Here is a 20492-nt window from a genome sequence, read left to right on the forward strand (position 1 = left end):
ACCATGGACAATTTACTTTCCATTGAACATTTAAGCACTCATTTTTATACAGAAGAAGGAACGGTTAAAGCGGTGGATGATATCAGCTTCCGTGTGAAGCCGGGAGAAACGGTATGCATTGTCGGTGAATCGGGCTGCGGTAAAAGTATTACTGCGATGTCGATCATGGGTCTTATCCAGAGTCCTGGTGGTAAAGTAGCAGGCGGCAACATCCGTTTTGAGGAAACCGATCTGCTAGAGCTTAGCAGAAATGAGATGCGCACGATTCGCGGGCATGAAATATCCATGATCTTTCAGGAGCCGATGTCTTCATTGAATCCAGTCATGACCATTGGTGAACAGCTATCCGAACCACTGATTGAGCATTTGAAAATAGGCCGTAAGGAAGCTCGTAAGCGAGCACTGGAGCTGATCGAACAGGTCGGTATATCCCGACCGGAGCAGATATTAAAAAGCTATCCGCATGAACTGAGCGGAGGAATGCTGCAGCGCATTATGATTGCCATTGCTGTTTCTTGCAGTCCCAAGCTGCTTATCGCGGATGAGCCAACCACGGCGCTGGATGTAACGATTCAGGCGCAGATTCTCGATATGCTGCGTGAATTTAAAGCCCAATCCAATATGTCGCTCATGCTAATCACTCATGATCTGGGTGTTGTCGCCGAAATGGCTGATTACGTCATAGTGATGTATGCAGGCAAGATCGTCGAGGAAGGCGAGGTGGTACAGCTGTTCAATCATCCCAAGCATCCTTATACACAGGGGTTACTAAAGTCCAAACCGGTGCTTAATCAGCGCCAAGAGGAACTGTATTCCATCCCCGGGCAGGTACCTAATCCGCTGGAGCTGACGACTTCCTGTTATTTTCACGACCGCTGTGGGTATTGCATGGACATTTGCCGTATAAAAGAGCCTACATTAAAAGAAGTTTCAGCTCAGCAGAAAGCATCCTGCTGGCTATATGAGGAGGCGGTTGTTCATGGCTGAGCCATTGTTGGAAATAGACCGCTTAAAAACATACTTTCCCGTGAAGTCCGGGTTTATGAACCGTACTTCAGGACATGTGCGGGCGGTAGACGATATCAGCTTTACAATCCGTCAGGGTGAAACCTTCGGGTTGGTAGGGGAATCGGGGAGCGGTAAAAGCACGGTGGGCCGCACGATTGTTAGATTGACGGATAAAACGGACGGTACCGTAAAATACAAAGGGGTGGATCTGCACAGCTTGTCTGCCAAAGCGATGCAGGAGCTTCGTCCTAAAATTCAGCTGATCTTTCAAGACCCGTATAGCTCGCTGAATCCCCGTGTACGGATTGGTGATGCCATTGGTGAGGCGCTACTGGATCACGGTATAGCTACCAAAGAGGAGGTCCGGCAGATTGTGCTGGACGTGCTCAAGCTATGTGGATTGTCCGAATATCATATCGACCGTTTCCCCCATGAATTTTCGGGAGGTCAACGTCAACGGATCGGCATTGCCCGAGCGTTGGCGCTTCAGCCGGATCTAATTATCGCTGATGAGCCGGTATCAGCGCTGGATGTGTCCATACAGGCGCAGATTATTAACCTATTCGCCAAATTGCAGGCCGAACGGGGTTTGACATATTTGTTCATCTCGCATGATTTGAGCGTGGTGGAACATTTGTGTTCCCGTATTGGCGTGATGTATCTAGGCTCTATGGTCGAAACAGCTTCGCGTGACGAGTTATTCGGCAATCCGCTGCATCCGTATACGAAGGCGTTGCTGTCGGCTGTGCCTATTCCGGTGCCGAAGTTGAAAAGAGAACGAATTTTGCTCAAGGGGGATATTCCTAGTCCGGTTAATCCGCCTTCGGGCTGCAAATTCCATACTCGCTGCCCCTTTGCCATCGGGCGTTGTTCTAAAGAGATTCCACTCTATCGTGAGGCACGTCCAGATCACTGGGTAGCTTGCCATTTGGCTGAATGAACAGAGCTAGTCAACAAATTTTAAAGCCGTTGAAACGGCAGACCGATCACAAGAGTGAAAGGGGTCTACTGTTTCAACGGCTTTTTAATGTTGTTGTGATTCAAACCGCTTGGGTTGACAACACGCTTGGAGCAGCGTTATATTAAATAGTAATCGTAATTATTACTATTTATGGTGTGAAATCATGTTCATATCCGTGTTCATCAATCTCGTGGTAGTGATGGTGAACCTTCATGATTGGCATATAACACAAGGAGGAGCTTTACATGGCCAAGAAGTCAAAAGTCGTAAAAGAGAAGAAACGCCAGGAAATTGTAGCTAAATATGCGGACCTGAGACGTGAATTGAAAGCAAAAGGGGACTACGAAGCTTTGCAAAAGCTTCCGCGTGACTCATCTCCAACACGCCTGAAAAGCCGTTGTGAGCTGACAGGAAGACCCAGAGGATACTTGCGCAAATTCAAGCTGTCTCGTATAGCGTTCCGCGAGTTGGCACATCAAGGCCAAATTCCAGGCATTACGAAATCAAGCTGGTAAACAGGCACTTATGTTGATCGCCAGCGCATGTAGATTATCTGTGTTGTTAACTTGAGGGTATGTCTGATAGAAGGCTGTAACGGGAATGCTTCATGTCGTAGGGTGACATGGGGCATTCCTTTTCCATGGAAAATATTATCGTTTGTATTGATTCTCCTCAGCTGGTTAGGTAGAATATGGACGGGTTAAAAATAATACATAACAAACGATGATATAACAGATTATGTATACCTCAGGAGGAGCTACAAGATGGAAGTGAAACAGAAAGAGGACTCCTTTTGGAGTATGGTCAAAAAAGGAAACAAATCTTCGGGCTCGGCGGCGTTAGGTAATACTGGCATTGCCTTGATTAAGGGGATTGCTTTTGCCTTGACAGGTAGTGGTTCTATGTTTGCTACGATGATGCATTCCATTGCGGATGCAGTGAATCAAATGTTTGTGTTCGCGGGCAGTGTACTAGCAGAGAAAAAACCGACAAAACGCTTTCCTACCGGCTTTGGACGGGTGATTAACCTGTTCTGTATGGTTGCTGTTATTGTCGTAACGATCATGGCCTATGAAACCGCATTGGAAGGCATTCATTTGCTTCAGCATCCGGCTGAATCTACACATGGATTTTGGATTAATGTAGTAGTGCTGATTTTGTCACTAGTGGTGGACGGATTTGTATGGAGCAAAGCGATGAAAGAAGTGCTGCATGAATCCAGAGTAGAAGCGAAGGGGCTAAGCATTTTCACCACTGCGTTCCGCCACGTGGGGCGTGCTGCACCGCCAACCCGTCTGGTATTTTATGAAGATTTGGTAGCAACAACGGGGGGAGTACTCGCCCTGCTAGCAGTGGTGGTCACATCGCTGACCGATTTTAAACTGTTGGACGGTATTTCAAGTATTCTCATCGGTTGTCTGATGGTCGGTGTTGCTTTCCGGGTCGGTTACGACAACATGGTAGGTTTGATCGGTGTATCTGCTCCTCCTGATATCGAAGAACGTGTGGCTTCCATTATTCTAGCAGACACACATGTTACGGATATTTATCAAATGCGTATTTTGCAGGAAGGACGCTACTATCACGTGGAAGGGTTGATTGAGCTTACACCGGGCATGACGCTGGCAGATGCTGACGATATTAAATTTAGAGTCGAGGACGCTTTGCTACGTGATCCTAATATCTCAGATGCAGCACTGGGTATTCTGGAGGATGACGGAATTAAAAACTGGAAACCAGAAAAGCCAAAGGTCTAGAAACGATAAATCCAGGCCAATCTGGACTCAGTCTGGCAAAAGAGTAGAACAAGAACTTCCATGACTACAGCAACGTGGCGTGGAGGTTCTTTTGTGTTTTGCGGTATTGTTTTTCTACCCCTTTGAATTTAGGATGATTGTTAGATACAATGAAAGCGTTAACAAAAAAGAGGGTGAAACGAATGCTTCTCATGGGGAGGAAAGGCAAATGAGTCTTCTGAGGGAGGCTTGGCCTGCTTCGCGGCTCGTTAAGGCGCTGGCTGGTAGTATGCAGGATTCAGCAAGGCAACGGTTAAGGAGTAATTGGACAAAAAGGCTGCGGACGACTGTCTCTGAGCCGATATACGCCGAGTTTTGGAAGGATATTGAGCGTGCCTGTAAAGATAATCGGGAAACATCATGGCCTGAACTGCCGTTGTCTCTGTTTCGGGAATTTGCTAATACAGGGGAGCGCAAACCGTATGAGGATGTGTACTTTGGACGGCGTGGACGACTGGTTGCTATAGTGCTGGAAGCGGTTGTCAAGCCGGAGCCTCGAAAGATAAAAGCGGTGGAAAGCGGTCTGCTGGACATATGCAGCGAGTACACCTGGGCGCTTCCTGCACATGTCAATGAAGAGGACACAGTAACACCGCCTTGGCAGCAGGTGGATTTATTCACGTCCGAAACAGCACAAATGCTGGTTGAAATTTTATTGCTGCTAGGAGAACAACTGGCTAGCCATGTGGTCGCTCAGGTGCACGAAGAGATCGAACGTCGTGTACTGGAACCCGTTTTTTGGCAGCCTCGTCATTTTGGATGGGAAACCGCAGATCATAACTGGTCGGCAGTATGTGCTTCGGGTTGTGGAATTGCAGCATTGCTGCTGGTAGAAGATGACTTTTCCAGAGCGGTAGCCATCGAGAGCATGCTGGGCGCACTGGATTGTTTTTTGGCAGGCTACAGTGAGGACGGGGGATGCCCCGAAGGCGTAGGATACTGGGTGTACGGCTTTGGTTATTTCATTTATTTTGCCGATATGCTGCGTGAGTTTACCGAAGGAGCAGTGGATATTCTGAACTCGGAAAAGATTAGGCAAATCGCAGCCTTTGCAGAGCGGGTTCATCTGTCGGATGGCATTTTTGCTAATTATTCGGACAGTAGTGAAACGGAACGTTTGCCTTCCGGACTCATCTCTCATTTGAATTCATTGCAAGAACGACCATCTACACTCCCTTTCTGCGTACCTGGTCTGTTGGAAGACCCCTGTCGCCGCTGGGCTCATGTATTGCGTAATCTGGTCTGGACGAATCCTTTGGCATTTGGGAGCGGTGAGACCGTTGCCAATTATTTGCCGCAACTTGGTTGGCTGATGTGCCGCAGCCGCAGTTCCAGCCATAGTGGATATGGAAGCCAAAAGGGTGAATCAGGTATCATGCTTGCATTTTCAGCGAAGGCTGGGCATAACAATGAACCGCACAATCATAACGATCTTGGACACTTCATCCTTCATGGTGGTGGCGAAAATCTATTGTGTGATCTGGGAGCAGGCTTATACACGAAGGCCTATTTTTCACCGGGAAGAGAGTCGATTATCAATATCTCCTCCGGAGGTCACTCCGTGCCTGTCATCAATGGGACTATGCAGCAATCGGACGCAAAGGCAAAGGCGGTTGTACTGGATATTGCTTTGGATGAGCAGGAGGAGGTACAGCCAGGCACAAGACTTAAGCTTGATTTGACATCTGCTTATCCCGTAGAAGAATTGGCAGTCTTCACCCGCTCCTTCACATGGACTGTGCTGGAGGGAAGCAAGGGAGCAAGGCTTACCGTCACAGATCATTTTGAGTTTGAAACGTCTGGCGTTAGCATGAAGTCATGGGATGTGGAGGAGCTTTTCATCAGCCGCATTCAGCCTAATCTGGGAGCAAACTTCGTGGAATGGAAGGGAACGAGCGCGGTCGTCAGGCTAGATTATGATGCCAGCGTGCTGCGGGCGGGGGTGGAGGCTGTGAAGCACATAGATCATGACGGAGTTCCCTTTGTGTTTTATAAAACATCGCTGCAGCTGGGCTCCAATCACTGGAACGGTTCTGCAAGCGTAGATTGCAATCTGTTTTTTACCATACATTAATTTTCATTTTGAATGGGAGGCAGACAGGATGAATAAGCTGCAGACAGGCAGCGCGTACCCTTGGCAGACGGAACTGGAGAGATTTATAGAACAGGTGGAAAGCGCACCGAACCAAGTGAATGACGGATGGACTCACCAACATAAGCTGGCCGTGCTGGAAAAGCTGGTTCGCGCATATGCCCTGCATCAGGATGAATCTGGAGCTATCATTGACCTCCATTCTGAAAGTGAACGGTACTACTCCACCCCGTCCTATGCGTTCGCTGCGGCGGTATTGGTCAAAGAAGGCCGGCATGATTTACTGGAATCTGCTGCTGCGGCCTTGACGCATAGCATAGCTTGTGTAGTGGAGGAAAAAGCGCCCGATCACCACCCAGACTTTTTTCCAATTATGATGATGGGAGCGTATCGGCTCCTTAAAAATTTGCTGCCAGAACAAGCCACGGCATGGAAGCAACAACTGAGCAGAATTCAGCCGGAGCAGACCTACATTTTTACGATGAGCAAAATGAAAAACCCGAACCGGATGATCAACTGGAATGCAATTATGATTTCCGGCGAGTTTTTGCGTGCAGCGGAAGGAATTGCAGCCGATTCGGAATGGATGGAGAAGTATATCCGAAGCTACCATTTGCCTCGTTTTACCGGTTTGGGCCTGTATCAGGATGGACCGCTGGATCGGCCCAATAGCCCATTTGCCTACGATATCGTTACACGCTTCCATCTGGGCGTGATGCTGGAGAATGGATATGATGGCAGCTGCGCACTCGAACTGCGTGACCACCTTCGCAGGGGGGCGCTCAGCACATTACTGGCGCTATCCCCGCACGGGGAAATTCCGCCGCGTGGAAGAAGCGCGCAGCATCAGTGGAACGAAGCGGCTGCTGCCTTTGTCTTTACAACACATGCTCAGCAGGCTATTACGGCAGGAGAGCATGGGCTTGCAGGTGCGTTCCGACGGGCAGCAGATCTATGCTGGCAAGCAATTAGCCGTTGGCAGACCGATGACGGCAAGCTGCATATCGTCCGCAACCATTATTCGTCCGAGGCACGGCATGGCTTTGAGGTGTATTCAAATCATACCTGCTACAGTCTGTGGACGGCGGCTGTGCTGGCCCACACCCTTCTATATGGGGAGGAGATGGATCGCATTTCTCCAACCTTCATCCCGGCGGAAATCGGCAGCCGGGTGTTGGCAACGGATGGCTGGTTCCAGACTGTCATTGCAGCCGTAGAGGGGCAGCAAATGCTTGTGCAAACATCGGTCAACGACCCGTATAATGTTCCGGGCATCGTGCGTATTCAGCAGTCTGCGCTGCCGTCGCTGATCGGTCCGTCCTCAGCAGGTCATGCAGACCGCGGCTTTACAGGCTTCGCGGAGGGAGATATTTTCCCGCTGAGCTATACCCCGGCCTGGCAAACGGAGGACGGAAAGTGGCACAGCTTGTCGGAAGGCATTCCCGGTACGTTGGAGTTCGACCGGGATGGAGGGATTGACCCGCAGGATGGCGGAGGAACCGTACAGCTGGAACAAAGCTCAGCGTCTGACGGAGCAACGGATTTCACTCTCTTGTGGGAAGGTCCATTCCCGGGAGTGAGGGAAATCCGAACGCATTATCGTCAGGTACCTGGCAAAATTGAAGTGGCGTATGAGATTCAAGGCAATATTCAGAATGTAGGGGCACTTATTCCCTTAATGGCATATGACGGTCGGGAGCGCAGCGTAATTCATCATGTCATGTCAGCCGGGAAAGAAACGGAAAGCATTCGAGTAGAATACGCAGGCGCAAGCCTCGAAGTTATCCCGACGACGGAAGGAACGAACGTGGTATGGCCGGAAGAATTAGCTTCAGTAGCCTGTCGGAATGGTTTACTTAAGGGAGCGCGTCTGGAATATGAAGGCAACCGCATTTCCTTTATCATTCGGTTACCTGAATAGTTAGAGCTGGAGCCATGAATATGGTTTAACATGTGGAAAAAGGAGAGGGAAAAGAAATGACGAAAGCAGAAGCGTGGCTGGAGCAATCGTGGGATCTGGCTTTGGATAAGACCCTTGCCTTAGCGGCAAGACTGGGGGACGCTTTTCCACATGTTGCTGAGGGTGGACGTTATGATAATCGTGAAGAAGCGTGGTGGACAGCAGGCTTTTATCCGGGGCTACTGTGGCTGACCAATCGGGCGCGTCCTGACAGTGTGGCTGCCGGGATTGCACAGCGGTGCGAGGGTCGTTTGGAAAAAATACTCTATAATAGCGAAGCTGTAGACCATGATCTTGGCTTTATTTGGCTGCTCAGCGGTGTAGCCGCCCATCGGCTGACCGGAGATTCAGAGTCCAGAAGGCGAGGGTTGTTGGCTGCCAATCTGCTGGTTGCCCGTTTTAACGTGAATGGCCGTTTTATTCGCGCATGGAACTTCTCCTCGAAGGACATGGATACACGGGGCGTTGCGATTATAGATAGTATGATGAATCTGCCCTTGCTTTATTGGGCTTCGGAGGTAAGCAGAGATCCGCGTTTTGCCGCTCTCGCTGTGCAGCATGCAGATACCGTAGCACGTGAATTTGTCCGCTCGGACGGTTCTATCGCACATGTGGTCGAATTCGATCCGGAGATTGGAAAAAAGGTCGCCGAGCATGGTGGACAGGGATTTGCTCCCGGTTCTGCTTGGGCACGTGGCACGGCTTGGGCATTGTATGGTTTTACGCTTTCGTATGGGTACACGCGCGATTCGCGTTATTTGAAGGTGGCCGAGAACACGGCTGATTTTTTCCTGTCCCAACTGGGCGATGCTTGCCTGCCTGTGTGGGATTTTAGAGCAGAAGAAGAGCACCGAGGGGCATGGGATTCATCGGCTGCGGCGATTGCAGCCAGTGGTTTGCTAGAGCTGGCAAAATATTCGACACGTGCGGAGCATTTTACAGAAGCTGCAGAATCTATTCTCAAGGGCTTGCATCATACGTGTACGGCGTGGGGTGAGGAGCATGAGGGATTGCTGATGAACGGGACCGTACATTATCCTGAGCAAAAATACATCAACGTTCCCATTATCTATGGCGATTATTTCTTTGTCGAGGCATTGGCAAAGCTGCGCGGTGAAGAAGGTTTGTTTAGTGTTGAATGCAAAAAAATATAGTGAGTAAGATGTATAGTGAGTAAGATGATCCGGAACAAGCTCATTCGAGCTGAGCTGTTGCTTGTCAAATCCACAGAGTAATAGTGAGGCAGCGTGTATGTAATCTCATTTACATATACGCTGTTTTTTTATGCACAAAAAAAGACTTTATTTAATTCGATGCCAAAGTACTACTTATAGAGGGGGAAGAGATTGTAGCTGCGCTTATTTTGTACCCAATCAAAGAAAAATCATTGTATATAAAGCTCTTAATTCCTATAAAATTTTCATTTTGATGCATGGAAATAGGTCCTTTTACTTGTTTAAGAGTATTTATTCGTAAATTGACAATATAGGTAGGTAACCGTATGATATCATCTTGTGTAAAGGAATAAACTGGATTTTAAATATCATTTCAAAAGGAGTTATACATATCATGACAGGAACAAGTGATACTGAAAGACGGATGTACGGAGGATTCTGGATAAGAACAGCCGCGTTTTTGATTGATTTGATCATCCTTACTGGCATAGTCCTTTTAGTAGGGGGAGCAATTAACATTATCCCAGATCTTCTGGGTATAAAGGAGACGGGTTTCATACAAGTGCTGCTTATGGTTTGGCCGCTGATCTTATGGCTCGTAGTACCATGGCTTTACTGTGTGTTATGGGAATCATCGAAGGTAAGAGCAACACCGGGTAAGCTTGTGTTCTCTTTAATTGTTGTAGACAAGGAAGGAAAGCGTCTTGGATTCTTGCATGCCTCAGGACGTTATTGGATTAAAGCCGTTTCTTTTGTGATTTTACGTCTTATATATATTGTGGTCGCTTTTACTGCGAAGAAACAGGGAGTCCACGATCTTTGTACCAATACCTTTGTTGTACATAAAAAAGAGTTGCAGCGATACAATCAGCAATCGTCTTTTCTGTAAGTACGGAGGAGATCACCGATTATTAAGGAAAGCTTAGTAGTCTTTGATTTTCAAAATAATGGGGGAACATGAATTCATGCGACAACGAAAATGGATATTTTGTTCAGTTGTAGTCCTGCTGCTGTTCGTAGTGGTTGCGGGTTGTACGAATAAAGGACATTCTGGAGAGATCAGCTCTGAAGATGCTAGAAAAGAGCAGCCTGGAAGCACTTATTTGGAGAACTTGCAGGCAGATCTGCCACAACCCACTGAGGCGCAATTTTCCACGCCCGAATTGGTGGTAGAAGCCTTTTTTGAAGCTGTAAATGATCATAACTTCGACAGTGCGTTAAAATGTTTTCCTATTGTGGAAAAGTATCGTGCGAATACAGTAGATAATCATTTCAATTTGCTCCATACCTATGAGCTTCAAGCAGGTGCTCCCATTCCTTCCTTTGAAAGCCATAACTTTTTAAAAAGCTTTATCGAATATGAACAGTATTGGGAGAAATTTTATATGTTACTGTTCCTAAACTCAAATCCGGATATGGTGGGCAAACGTATCGTTATGGGAGAAGCGAATGCTGCTATGGACCTAAAGAAAATCAAGGAAATGAAGGTGAGTAGCACGTACTCTAAGCCTCAAATAATATCGAGTCATAGTGAAAAGAACAAAAATGTTATAGAGCAGACTATGAATATACAAGAAATAAGGGTGCTTGAAGTTAAGCTTTATATAGATGGAGAAGAACAAAACCATGTATTAATAAGCGTGGGGAAAATTGGATCTAATTGGCGAATCTTAAACATGAGTTAAGGAGAACGAGCTTCTGCTTAATGCATATTCATCAATCAACAAGAAACCAGCTAATGCTTGTAATACATTAGCTGGTTTCTTTTATTTTGTCATGATAATTTTCTTCATTTACTATTACGGAAAAAACAGACATTTCTCAAAAAATTTCCATCGTAGATGTCTATGTAGCTTTCTTTATGAAATATTAATATAACGTAGCATCTCACCGAGACGAAAGTATGCCCCTTTATTTTAAAGGGAATCTTATACCGACATAAAAAAAATATAAGCTGCTCTTACAGTTTTCATGTTCTTTTTAGCTTGTTTTGCGTTATAATGAAAGGATGCACATTATGAACGAATTGGAGGCACAGCCCGATTGACTACTTACCCTTTTGCCTTTGATCCGTCCAAGCCGTTTATTGAGCAGGCAAGTGACTGGATTGCGGATGTATTTTATGAAGTTTTGCCTGAAGTCGGCTTTGAGGTTCGGGATGAACAAATTTATATGGCATTCCAGCTAGAACGTGCCTATAAGGAAAAAAAGACCATTTTTGCAGAAGCAGGTGTGGGTACTGGTAAAACGCTGGTATACCTGCTGTACGCTATTGCATATGCCCGATACATGAGAAAACCGGCGATTATCGCCTGTGCAGATGAATCGTTAATTGAACAATTGGTAAAGCCGGAAGGGGATATCGCCAAGCTGGCACAGCATTTGAGTCTGACGATTGATGCCAGATTGGGGAAGTCGCCAGATCAGTATATTTGCCTGAATAAGCTGGATGAGGTGCGAAGCGGACTGGATGAGGACGCAGATGTTTTCCGTGATATCTATCAGGATCTACCGGATTTTGTTCATTTTCCAGATACGTTACAGTCCTTCACTCCTTACGGGAACCGAAAGGAATATCCTGAGCTAACAGATGGACAATGGAGCAGACTCGGATGGGATGTATTTCAAGACTGTCTCGTTTGCCATCAGCGGCATCGTTGTGGTCAGACGTTGTCTCGTGATCATTATCGCAAAGCGGCAGATCTGGTCATCTGCTCTCATGATTTTTATATGGAGCATGTATGGACCTACGAAGCGAGAAAGCGCGAGGGTCAGTTGCCGTTGCTGCCGGAGCACAGCTCTGTTGTTTTTGACGAAGGGCATTTACTGGAGACAGCGGCACAAAATGCGCTTACTTACAAGCTTAAGCACGCTCAGTTTGAGTCTATAATTACCCGACTGCTGGAGGGAGAAGTGCGAGAATCTCTGGCAATGACGATTGAAGATGCAATCTCCCAAAGTGAGGCTTTGTTCGCTGCACTAGATAAGAACAGTCAGCCTGTCCAGGGTTCTAATCGCAAGGAGTTCATCCTGAATGAGTCACTGACTCGAGAGGTAAACCGCTTTGGAGAACTGATCGGCATGATCGAGGAAGAGCTTGTATTTGAAAGCGGACTATTCTCTTTGGATGAGTATCAAGTCAAAATTGTGGAAGAACATTTGGAAATGATTCAAACCGCGTTGGCTTTGTTTAAGCGTCCTGAACTTCTCATTTCGTGGGTGATGGAGGATCAGGATGGATTAACGCTTGTGGTTATGCCGAAGATGGTAAAAGAGATTCTCAAAGAGCGAGTATTTGCGCAGCATATACCGATCGTATTCTCTTCAGCTACGCTTTCCGTAGAAAGCTCTTTTGACTATATGGCGCAGAGTCTCGGTATTGAAAATCCGCTAACGTTCTCTGTTGCTTCACCTTATGACTACAGCGATCAGATGCAAGCTGCACTGTACCCGTTGCAAGCGGGGGATGATCCAATCCAGAGAGCGCTGGCACTGCTGGAGAAATCGCAGGGAAGAGCGCTTATCCTGTTTCCTTCACAGGAGGAATTGGCTGCATTCCAGACGGGTCTCGTTGCTTACCCGGAGGCGTCTGCCTATCGTTTTCTGTACGAAGGTTCGGCTGAAATCAGCCATCTGATCTCAGCTTTTCAGAATGATGAGGAAAGTGTGTTGTGCGCTGTCACATTATGGGAAGGATTGGATATTCCTGGACCTTCTCTGTCGCACGTTATTATCTGGTCACTGCCATTTCCTCCGAATGATCCGGTTTTTACGGCTCTGCGCAAGGATGCAGCAGATCCGTTTATTCAGATAGATATGCCTCACATGGCACTTAGACTCAGACAAGGCATAGGGCGTTTAATTCGTTCGCGCAATGATCGGGGCTGGATATCCATCATGGGCCAGGATTTGAGTCGTCAAGAAGTACGTATACAAGTTGAACAACTACTGCCTGCAGGCGTAGAATGCACCGTAATTGAAGGAAACCCGGAGGGAATAAAAACATGTTGAACTTTACAGCGTACACCGTAGATCAGATTAAAGATGCTTTTGGTATTTTGACTGGACAGCGTTATGAATTTATCATTGATGTAGAGGTAGAGGAGGACGACGAGCTATACACTGAAAACGGACTGTATATCCGTTGTCTTTATTTAGTAGACGAAGAAAAGACAGGACTGCTGAAGTATGAATTAATTGAAAAAGTAACGAATCATTACATTGATCTTGAACTTGAAGAGGATGAGCTGCAAGCTGTTGAGAACTTCTGTAAAGAACATGTACAGGATGAAATAGTGAAGTAACAGTAAGACACTTAGCTAGTACAGCTGGTATATAGCTAACATATGATGAAGATATCAAGGAGTCCTGACATGATCAGGCTCCTTTTTTTTATGGTCAAATGAAGAGAACTTATCTGCTCTAGCGCAGTCTGTCCCACACATTCACCATAAACAGCATAGTCCCCCCTGCGAGTAACACCCACCCTGTGACGATCCAAACTTCAGTCTCTGGAACCTTGTAATTTTGACCTGTAAGCGCCAATATCAACACGGGCAGACCGATATTATGCATCCAAAAATGGGTATGTGCCAGAATAGTAACTGAAAGTGCGGGAAAGGCCACATAGATCAGACCTATGATTCCAAGCGTTGTCCAACCCAATAAATGGATATGAGACTGAATGTTGGACAGACTGTAATCACCCGACACGCCAATAATGGCACTAAGCAGCACACTGAGGGCAAAATATACGGCAGCTATCTTTAGAAATTGCTTTCCCATATATGAACTCCTCCTTATGTTGCACGGGGAATATTTTGTGACATCTTCTCTATCCTATCGAGCAAGCAGGCAGGGGGTGTGGGTATTGTGACTGGTCCATTTGACAAAAGCTTCAAATACACATAAAATCTTATTGCATCAATACTTACCGCATTACTATGTTTTCTTGGAGATGATAGCGAACTTCTCCGACAGTAGGCGTTAATTTTTGACCATTGGTTTATTTTGGATTCGCCATTAAAAGGAGCTTGAAATTATGAATGTATATCAAAATACCCTTGAACTCATCGGACGTACGCCATTAGTGGAGCTGAACAGCTATTCTCTACCGAGAGGAATTCGCCTGTTTGCGAAGCTGGAGTTTATGAATCCCGGCGGCAGCGTAAAGGATCGGGTGGGTAAGGCTCTTATTGAAAAAGCATTAAAAACAGGTCAGCTGAAGCCAGGTGGGACATTAATTGAAGCAACAGCAGGCAACGCAGGTATTGGTCTTGCGATGGCAGCACTTCATTATAATATCTCGGTTATTTTTGCTGTGCCTGAGAAGTTCAGCCAAGAGAAACAGGACCTGATGAAGGCATTGGGAGCACGCATCGTTCATACCCCGACGAGTAAGGGGATGAAAGGAGCTATCGAAAAAACAAAAGAATTGGCTGCTGAAATAAAAGATGCATACTTGCCGCGGCAATTCAGTAATCCGGATAATCCCGAGGCATACTATACGACAATGGGACCTGAAATATGGAACGATCTGGACGGCAAAGTGGACGTATTTGTGGCAGGTGCAGGCTCGGGGGGAACGTTTATGGGAACCTCGCGTTATCTTAAGGAACAAAATGCAGCCCTTAAAACAGTCATCGTGGAGCCGGAAGGGTCCATTTTGAATGGCGGCGAGTCAGGTCCACATAAAACGGAAGGAATTGGCATGGAATTAATTCCCGAATTTGTGGATAAAGGATATTTTAATGCCATCCACACCATTAGTGATGTCGATGCTTTTGGCCGTGTCAAGGAACTGGCTGCACGTGAGGGTCTTCTCGTTGGCAGTTCTTCAGGGTCTGCTTTACATGCCGCTTTACTGGAAGCAGAAAATGCACCGGATGGTGCACATATTGTTACCATTTTCCCGGATAGCAGCGAACGTTATCTGAGTAAAAAAATATATGAAGGCGGGATATAAAATGAAACGCAAAACAAAACTGATTCACGGCGGGCTTCCTACCGATCCCCATACAGGCGCGGTTAACGTTCCTATTTATCAGGTAAGCACTTATGAGCAAGAGGAAATTGGCGTCCATAAGGGATACGAGTATTCGCGTACAGGCAATCCGACCCGGTTTGCTTTGGAGGAGCTGATCAAGGATCTGGAGGAAGGAAAGCGTGGTTTTGCTTTCGGTTCGGGTATGGCTGCAATTCATGCGGTATTTTCACTGTTTAATGCAGGGGATCATATTTTGCTGACCGATGATGTATACGGAGGCACCTATCGCATTGTAAGCAAAGTGCTCAGCCGTATCGGAATTGAGTCCACATTTGTGGATACGACTGACCTGGAAGCTATCTCCAAAGCAATTCGTCCGAATACGAAGGCATTGTATGTCGAAACGCCAACGAACCCGCTTTTGAAAGTTACTGATATCCGCGCTGTTTCGGAGCTTGTAAAAAAACATGATCTTTTACTGATCGTCGACAACACATTTGCTACCCCTTATTGGCAGACGCCAATTACACTCGGGGCTGATATTGTCATTCACTCTGCTACCAAATATTTGGGCGGCCACAGCGATGTTGTAGCTGGTCTGGCTGTTGTGAACAGCGACGAGCTGGGAGAACAACTCCATTTTCTGCAAAACGCCATTGGTGCTATTCTCGGCCCGCAGGATTCTTGGTTATTGATCCGCGGTATTAAAACATTGGGTCTGCGTATGGAAGCGATTGAGCAAAATGCGAAGGAAATTGCAGCCTTTTTGGAAAAACATCCGAAGGTTAGAAAAGTGTATTATCCTGGACTGGAAAGCCATGCGCAGCACGAACTGTCCAAAATCCAGGCTCAAGGCTTTGGCGGCATCATTTCCTTTGATGTAGGTAGCGACGCTAACGCGGTTGCACTTCTGAAAAAGGTGAAATATTTTACACTGGCTGAAAGCTTGGGAGCGGTTGAAAGTTTGATTAGCGTTCCTGCACGTATGACGCACGCCTCTATTCCGGTAGAACGTCGTGCAGAGTTAGGCATTACCGAAGGTTTGGTGAGGATTTCGGTTGGGATTGAAGATCTGGAAGATTTGATTGAAGACTTGCAGGCAGCATTGTAAGAAAATAAGTGTAATGTTCAAGAGAGGTGGCAGAAGCTGCCTCTTTTTTTGTTGTGAGAATAGCTTCTTTTTTGAAAAGCACAGAGGAGTACGTAGAGGTAATAACGAATAGTTTTATATAGTTCAATTGAATGTTAAACGGAATATAACCGCGACTACGTCTCTGAGGAAACAAAAACCTGGAGGGGGAATGTTATGAGGTTCACACATCTGGAAAAAGCAACTACTGTGCTGTCGGATCATCCGGTACGTCTGGCGTCTGCTTATGCAGTCGGTCCAGTCGAGCTTCCGGAAAATTGCGGTGTGGGCAGGGAATGGTCAAGTTATTTTGCCCATGAGGATTGGAATTTGGAAAAGGCTTGTGGTGAAGAAGGAGTAGAGCTTTCAGCCGGAGGAAAGGCAGCGTGCCGATTATTGACCGAGCTGGACCCTCGGACTGCGGAACTGAATCTAGGTGTTTTTCCGCCTTTGGCCGAACAAGAAAGGCTTTTGCTGGTTTCAAATCTTCGTTGTATGGCTGCACAGGAAGTGATTTTCAGACCCTTTGAAGGAACGGGACAAATATGGATAGATGGCACACTTGTATATGCGGAATCCGGTCCTTTTCGCTTGTATCTGGAGGAAGGCGATCACACGGTAGTTATCATTGCTGCGTTTATTCCCGAGGAGGCCCGCTCTATTCGTATCAGTGGAAATCAGGTATGCGACGAATCAGATGTGACAGAATTGCATCGAGAATTTGTAGAGCGTAATATACGTTTTCATATGGCATGGCTAGAGGTTGAAGAAAGTGCTGGCAGGGAGGGCGAAGACAGCCCGATCTTATTTTATTTACTGCGTAAGGATCGGATAGATCTTCCCTTAGATCAAACGTTATGGGTCGAGGTAACGGATGATGAGGGCATGAAGCTGGATCGCTTTCCAGCACATTGGGAGCAGGAGCAAAGCTATGACTGGGATGAGGAAAAGGCCAGGAATACGGGAATGCTGCACTTCACTGTTACATATCGGGATCATGAGGCTGTGGAGCATCATTTTGTGTATTCGGTACTTGTGCGGCCTTTGTCAGTCGTCGTGGAGGGCTTGCAGAAAGAGTATGACCAATACATTCAAGCCCGCGCTATAGATATTCTTCATTCTGCGCAGAAAATACAAATAGAGGGCCTGCTTGAAGAATTAAAAAGGTTAACGGATTTGCCGGAAGATCCTTTTGAAATCTGGGATTACCGGGTTGTACGTGAATATATCAAGCTATTAAAACAAATCTTCACGTGTGGACATACCGAACAGCCACACTCCCCATCTTTACTTCAAGAGGAACACATCTTTTTATCTAATGACGGAATAGGGGAAGGATTCTTTGTCTCCCGTTTGGACAATAGTTTGCAACGCTATACCATTCAGCTTCCCAGAAGCTACTCGACTGACCGACAGTATCCTCTGATCGTCCTGATGCCAGGCAAGCGATATGAGCTGGGCTTGCCGGATTTTCAGAATCGAGGTTTTGGGCAAGGCTGGGAAGAGGAAGCTATATTTGTTACTTTTTCGTGCCGTGGTGTAACGTTGGGTAGTTATATTGGAGAAGCTGCTTTTTTGGAGGCGCTGGATGTCATACTGCAAGCATACCGAGTGGACGAAGAGCGGGTCTATCTTACGGGTTATTCGAACGGAGCATATGCTGCCTGGGCAATGGCACAGGCTTATCCTTCTCGGTTTGCGGCAATTGCGGTTATCTCTGGAGCGCCACATCCCAAGCATCTGATAAATCTGTTGAATATGCCAATATTGAATGTATGCGGAGATCAGGATTACTTATTTGAACAAGCATACACAGCCCCTGTAACAGAGCTTCCCTCAGATCATTTTAAAGGGGTTGTAGAACGGCATTCTAATCACTGGGATACGCATGAGCTGAGACTTCTGGACGGCGTGCTGGGTTGGCTTATGCAATGGAAAAGAGATGCCGTACCTCAGCGTATTGCCTATCGGACGGAACGGGGCCGACATAACCGGGCTTACTGGCTGGAACTGACGCGAATGGAAGAAAATGAGGAATATGCCGAGTTGTACGGTGAAATGAGTGCCACAGGTGAGTTGGATATCGAGGCAGTTCACGCCGAAGAATTTATCATTCATCTTTCGCAAGAGGTCATGCCCTTGGAGTTGGCCCAGGTTCGTATTGGAGCCCGTATTTTCGTGTTGGATTTGCGGGAATACAGCCGCTTTCGCTTTGTTAAAACACAGTCACATAAACGTCCCTCACCTGAATACCGTTTGATCGCTGAACGGGAGGAAGAAAGCAGTGGATGCTTTACAAAAGAATCGGATGCCACAAAGAAAATTGTGGATTCGAAAAGCGTGGGAAGAAACGGTTTGAGCCATGGAATGGGTGTGCTTGACGTGTATATGGATCGTCTTCACATTGTCCTTCCATCCAGCTATGCTACATCGGAGGAAGAGCAGGCGGTGAAACGGACAGCGAACGCCTTGGCTAGCCCCCGAACAGCAACTTGGAATCCGTATATTGGTGTTCATTATCCGGTGGTGTCTTCCAATGACATTACGGAGGAAGCACTGGCTGATAGCAACGTGATTTGTATCACTTCGGGCTTGTCCAGACATGAGCTGCTTCAGAAGCATCAAGCCGAGCTGCAAATTACATGTACGGAGGAAGGGTATACATTGGGCGACGATTTTACGCCAGGCGAGTATTGTCTGTCATATATTCAACCTAGCCCATGGTCTGCAACCCAGCAAATGCTTGTCGTAGCGACCAATTCACCACGGATGCTGGGTAAAAATCTATTTATGCGCAGACTGATTATGCCTGGATATTTTAATGGTCTACACCCATATTTGAATAAAGAGATTATTGTGTATGATAGCAAGGGAGTGCGTGCTTTTAACTTTACTTCCATTAGACATGCGCAGCAAAAACTGCAAGGCCAATAAAAAAGATAACAATATTATAATAATCCATAATTAAAAAAACCGTCTGGAGGCACGTTGGCGATCCTGACGGTTTTTTGCTGCTTTATTGCAGTGGTTTGTCATGGTAATGACGTCATATATAGAAGGCGTTAGGACAGATCAGTTTTTATACTGCTCCATCAGGTACATGATCTTTACTTCATCGGCCAAATCTCCAAAGGGTTCTAACGGATTCTCTTGAATGATATGATATAAACGCTGGACTCGTTCCTTTGGCAGTTTGCGTACATATCTGGAAATGAAAGCAGCATGGGTAACTACGTAGCGTTTTTTACGGACAGCTGCACTGGCTACGCGGACGAGAATATCTTCGCCTCCTGCCAATTCCAGAATACGGCGCTCATAAAAGACTACGTATCGGAATGTCCGGTCCTTGATCAGCTCACGATTGAGTCTGGCAATCTCTCCGATATATCTGACCATAAGCGGCTCGAAGCTCTTGATCAGGAGAGGATCAAGCGTTAATTCCATGTCTTTACGGAGAACAAAAGATTGCAGCAGGGCGACCTGCTGGAGCCTTATCCGATCATTGTGAATGAGTACAGCCATCTCACGCAGCATTTCATAGGAGACACGCTCACTGAGCTGCCGCAGGGCAACCGCGTTTTTATGATTAACGTTTAGTCCTTCCTGGATCTGTCCTATACGACCTCTGAACAGACGTATAAGCTGCCTACGCTGTTCATAAGGATAAATACTCTGCTGTAGAAGAACCAAGGGCAGCAGAAGAAGCGCACCGACGATACCGCACAAAAGCATTTGTTGCGGCGAGTGGCCGAAAAAGACAGTAGCGGCCAGCAATATGACACTGACGGTAAGGTCTTTACGAAAATAACGTTTGGCTCTGAGTCTGGCATATTGCTCTACAGGAACTAGAGTATCCCGACCACATGATGTGCACTTTTCTTCCCAAAGGGCGGTAAATTGCCCACAACGCTTGCAGACTCTTAGCTTTTGGAAGGCGTGCTCTGTGCGGGTAAATGGGCGAAATTGTACAGCTTGTTTGGAACTATTCATTGCGCTCACTTCTCCGGTTCAGCAGTGCCAGTAGCTCGGTGTCGATTTGTGTAATCGACGGGGCGCGTTTTTTATGTATATAGTAAATTAGTGATTTGATGGCGACAAAAAGAAACATAATCGCCAGACATCCGTATGAGATCATAGTGTACTTCCTCTTTCTACTTGGATTTTTACTTCAATATTTTACATGGGCGGGTTTCGCTACTGTCATTTTTGTCGTATAAAGGAGAAGGCTGGTGCCCGATTGCCCTTGTTGGGGTATAATTATATCATTACTGCTGGATATTGGTAAAATCTCGCGGTACAACAGGCTTTTGGGTTGGATTCAGACCATTCGGGCAGTATTTTCAGCTGGCGCTCATGTAAAACTCATTATAATTTAATAGTAGGGG

Annotated in this window: 17 protein-coding genes; 14 read left to right on the forward strand and 3 right to left on the reverse strand. The window is 46.5% G+C overall.

Annotated elements, in window-relative coordinates; genetic code table 11:
* Nucleotides 1-3 precede the first annotated feature (3 nt).
* From MKX46_RS00880 to MKX46_RS00930, 11 genes are all read left to right on the forward strand, one after another.
* Nucleotides 4-987 carry an ABC transporter ATP-binding protein gene (locus tag MKX46_RS00880; protein WP_340932056.1) on the forward strand — a complete coding sequence of 328 codons (984 nt, stop codon included), beginning with the start codon at nucleotides 4-6 and terminating at the stop codon, nucleotides 985-987.
* Complete coding sequence (locus MKX46_RS00885; protein ID WP_069010207.1) at nucleotides 980-1948, forward strand: ABC transporter ATP-binding protein; 969 nt, start codon at nucleotides 980-982, stop codon at nucleotides 1946-1948. Before MKX46_RS00880 ends, MKX46_RS00885 begins: the two co-directional genes overlap by 8 nt.
* Before the next feature lie 266 nt (nucleotides 1949-2214).
* A complete protein-coding gene (gene rpsN, locus MKX46_RS00890) occupies nucleotides 2215-2484 on the forward strand; it encodes a 30S ribosomal protein S14 (protein ID WP_029519131.1) in 270 nt (89 codons plus the stop codon).
* A gap of 249 nt (nucleotides 2485-2733) precedes the next feature.
* Entirely contained in the window at nucleotides 2734-3726 is a 993-nt protein-coding gene (locus tag MKX46_RS00895; protein WP_029519132.1) for a cation diffusion facilitator family transporter, read from the forward strand.
* A 208-nt stretch (nucleotides 3727-3934) separates the two neighbouring features.
* On the forward strand, nucleotides 3935-5839 hold the full coding sequence (locus tag MKX46_RS00900; RefSeq protein ID WP_341070768.1) for a heparinase II/III domain-containing protein: 1905 nt from the start codon (nucleotides 3935-3937) through the stop codon (nucleotides 5837-5839).
* 28 nt (nucleotides 5840-5867) lie between these two features.
* Complete coding sequence (locus MKX46_RS00905; protein WP_069010206.1) at nucleotides 5868-7778, forward strand: glycosyl hydrolase; 1911 nt, start codon at nucleotides 5868-5870, stop codon at nucleotides 7776-7778.
* Between the two features lie 56 nt (nucleotides 7779-7834).
* Nucleotides 7835-8971, forward strand: coding sequence for a glycosyl hydrolase (locus MKX46_RS00910; RefSeq protein ID WP_341070769.1), 1137 nt, complete (start codon nucleotides 7835-7837; stop codon nucleotides 8969-8971).
* A gap of 415 nt (nucleotides 8972-9386) precedes the next feature.
* Nucleotides 9387-9881 (forward strand): RDD family protein, encoded by a 495-nt coding sequence (locus tag MKX46_RS00915; RefSeq protein ID WP_029519136.1) that lies wholly within the window; start codon nucleotides 9387-9389, stop codon nucleotides 9879-9881.
* Nucleotides 9882-9957: 76 nt separating this feature from the next.
* Nucleotides 9958-10677, forward strand: coding sequence for a hypothetical protein (locus MKX46_RS00920; RefSeq protein WP_029519137.1), 720 nt, complete (start codon nucleotides 9958-9960; stop codon nucleotides 10675-10677).
* A gap of 358 nt (nucleotides 10678-11035) precedes the next feature.
* On the forward strand, nucleotides 11036-13003 hold the full coding sequence (locus MKX46_RS00925; RefSeq protein WP_029519138.1) for an ATP-dependent DNA helicase: 1968 nt from the start codon (nucleotides 11036-11038) through the stop codon (nucleotides 13001-13003).
* Nucleotides 12997-13296, forward strand: coding sequence for a DUF6509 family protein (locus MKX46_RS00930; protein ID WP_029519139.1), 300 nt, complete (start codon nucleotides 12997-12999; stop codon nucleotides 13294-13296). Before MKX46_RS00925 ends, MKX46_RS00930 begins: the two co-directional genes overlap by 7 nt.
* Before the next feature lie 118 nt (nucleotides 13297-13414).
* On the opposite strand, the gene MKX46_RS00935 is transcribed toward MKX46_RS00930, so the two are convergent.
* The gene (locus tag MKX46_RS00935) at nucleotides 13415-13777 is read right to left on the reverse strand and encodes a hypothetical protein (RefSeq protein WP_029519140.1); all 363 of its coding nucleotides are present in this window, start codon (nucleotides 13775-13777) and stop codon (nucleotides 13415-13417) included.
* 256 nt (nucleotides 13778-14033) lie between these two features.
* Between MKX46_RS00935 and MKX46_RS00940 the strand changes: the two genes are divergently transcribed.
* From MKX46_RS00940 to MKX46_RS00950, 3 genes are all read left to right on the forward strand, one after another.
* Entirely contained in the window at nucleotides 14034-14957 is a 924-nt protein-coding gene (locus MKX46_RS00940; protein ID WP_029519141.1) for a PLP-dependent cysteine synthase family protein, read from the forward strand.
* A 1-nt stretch (nucleotide 14958) separates the two neighbouring features.
* Nucleotides 14959-16089, forward strand: coding sequence for a bifunctional cystathionine gamma-lyase/homocysteine desulfhydrase (locus MKX46_RS00945; RefSeq protein ID WP_029519142.1), 1131 nt, complete (start codon nucleotides 14959-14961; stop codon nucleotides 16087-16089).
* 195 nt (nucleotides 16090-16284) lie between these two features.
* Nucleotides 16285-19041, forward strand: a complete 2757-nt coding sequence (locus MKX46_RS00950) for a PHB depolymerase family esterase (RefSeq protein WP_341070770.1) — start codon at nucleotides 16285-16287, stop codon at nucleotides 19039-19041.
* Between the two features lie 138 nt (nucleotides 19042-19179).
* Here the strand turns inward: MKX46_RS00950 and MKX46_RS00955 are convergent, their stop codons facing one another.
* On the reverse strand, nucleotides 19180-20097 hold the full coding sequence (locus MKX46_RS00955) for a hypothetical protein (protein WP_341070771.1): 918 nt from the start codon (nucleotides 20095-20097) through the stop codon (nucleotides 19180-19182).
* Nucleotides 20090-20242, reverse strand: coding sequence for a hypothetical protein (locus MKX46_RS00960; RefSeq protein WP_023988385.1), 153 nt, complete (start codon nucleotides 20240-20242; stop codon nucleotides 20090-20092). Before MKX46_RS00960 ends, MKX46_RS00955 begins: the two co-directional genes overlap by 8 nt.
* Between the last annotated feature and the right edge of the window lie 250 nt (nucleotides 20243-20492).

The organism is Paenibacillus sp. FSL P4-0113 (assembly GCF_038009305.1).
Lineage (GTDB): Bacteria > Bacillota > Bacilli > Paenibacillales > Paenibacillaceae > Paenibacillus > Paenibacillus polymyxa_D.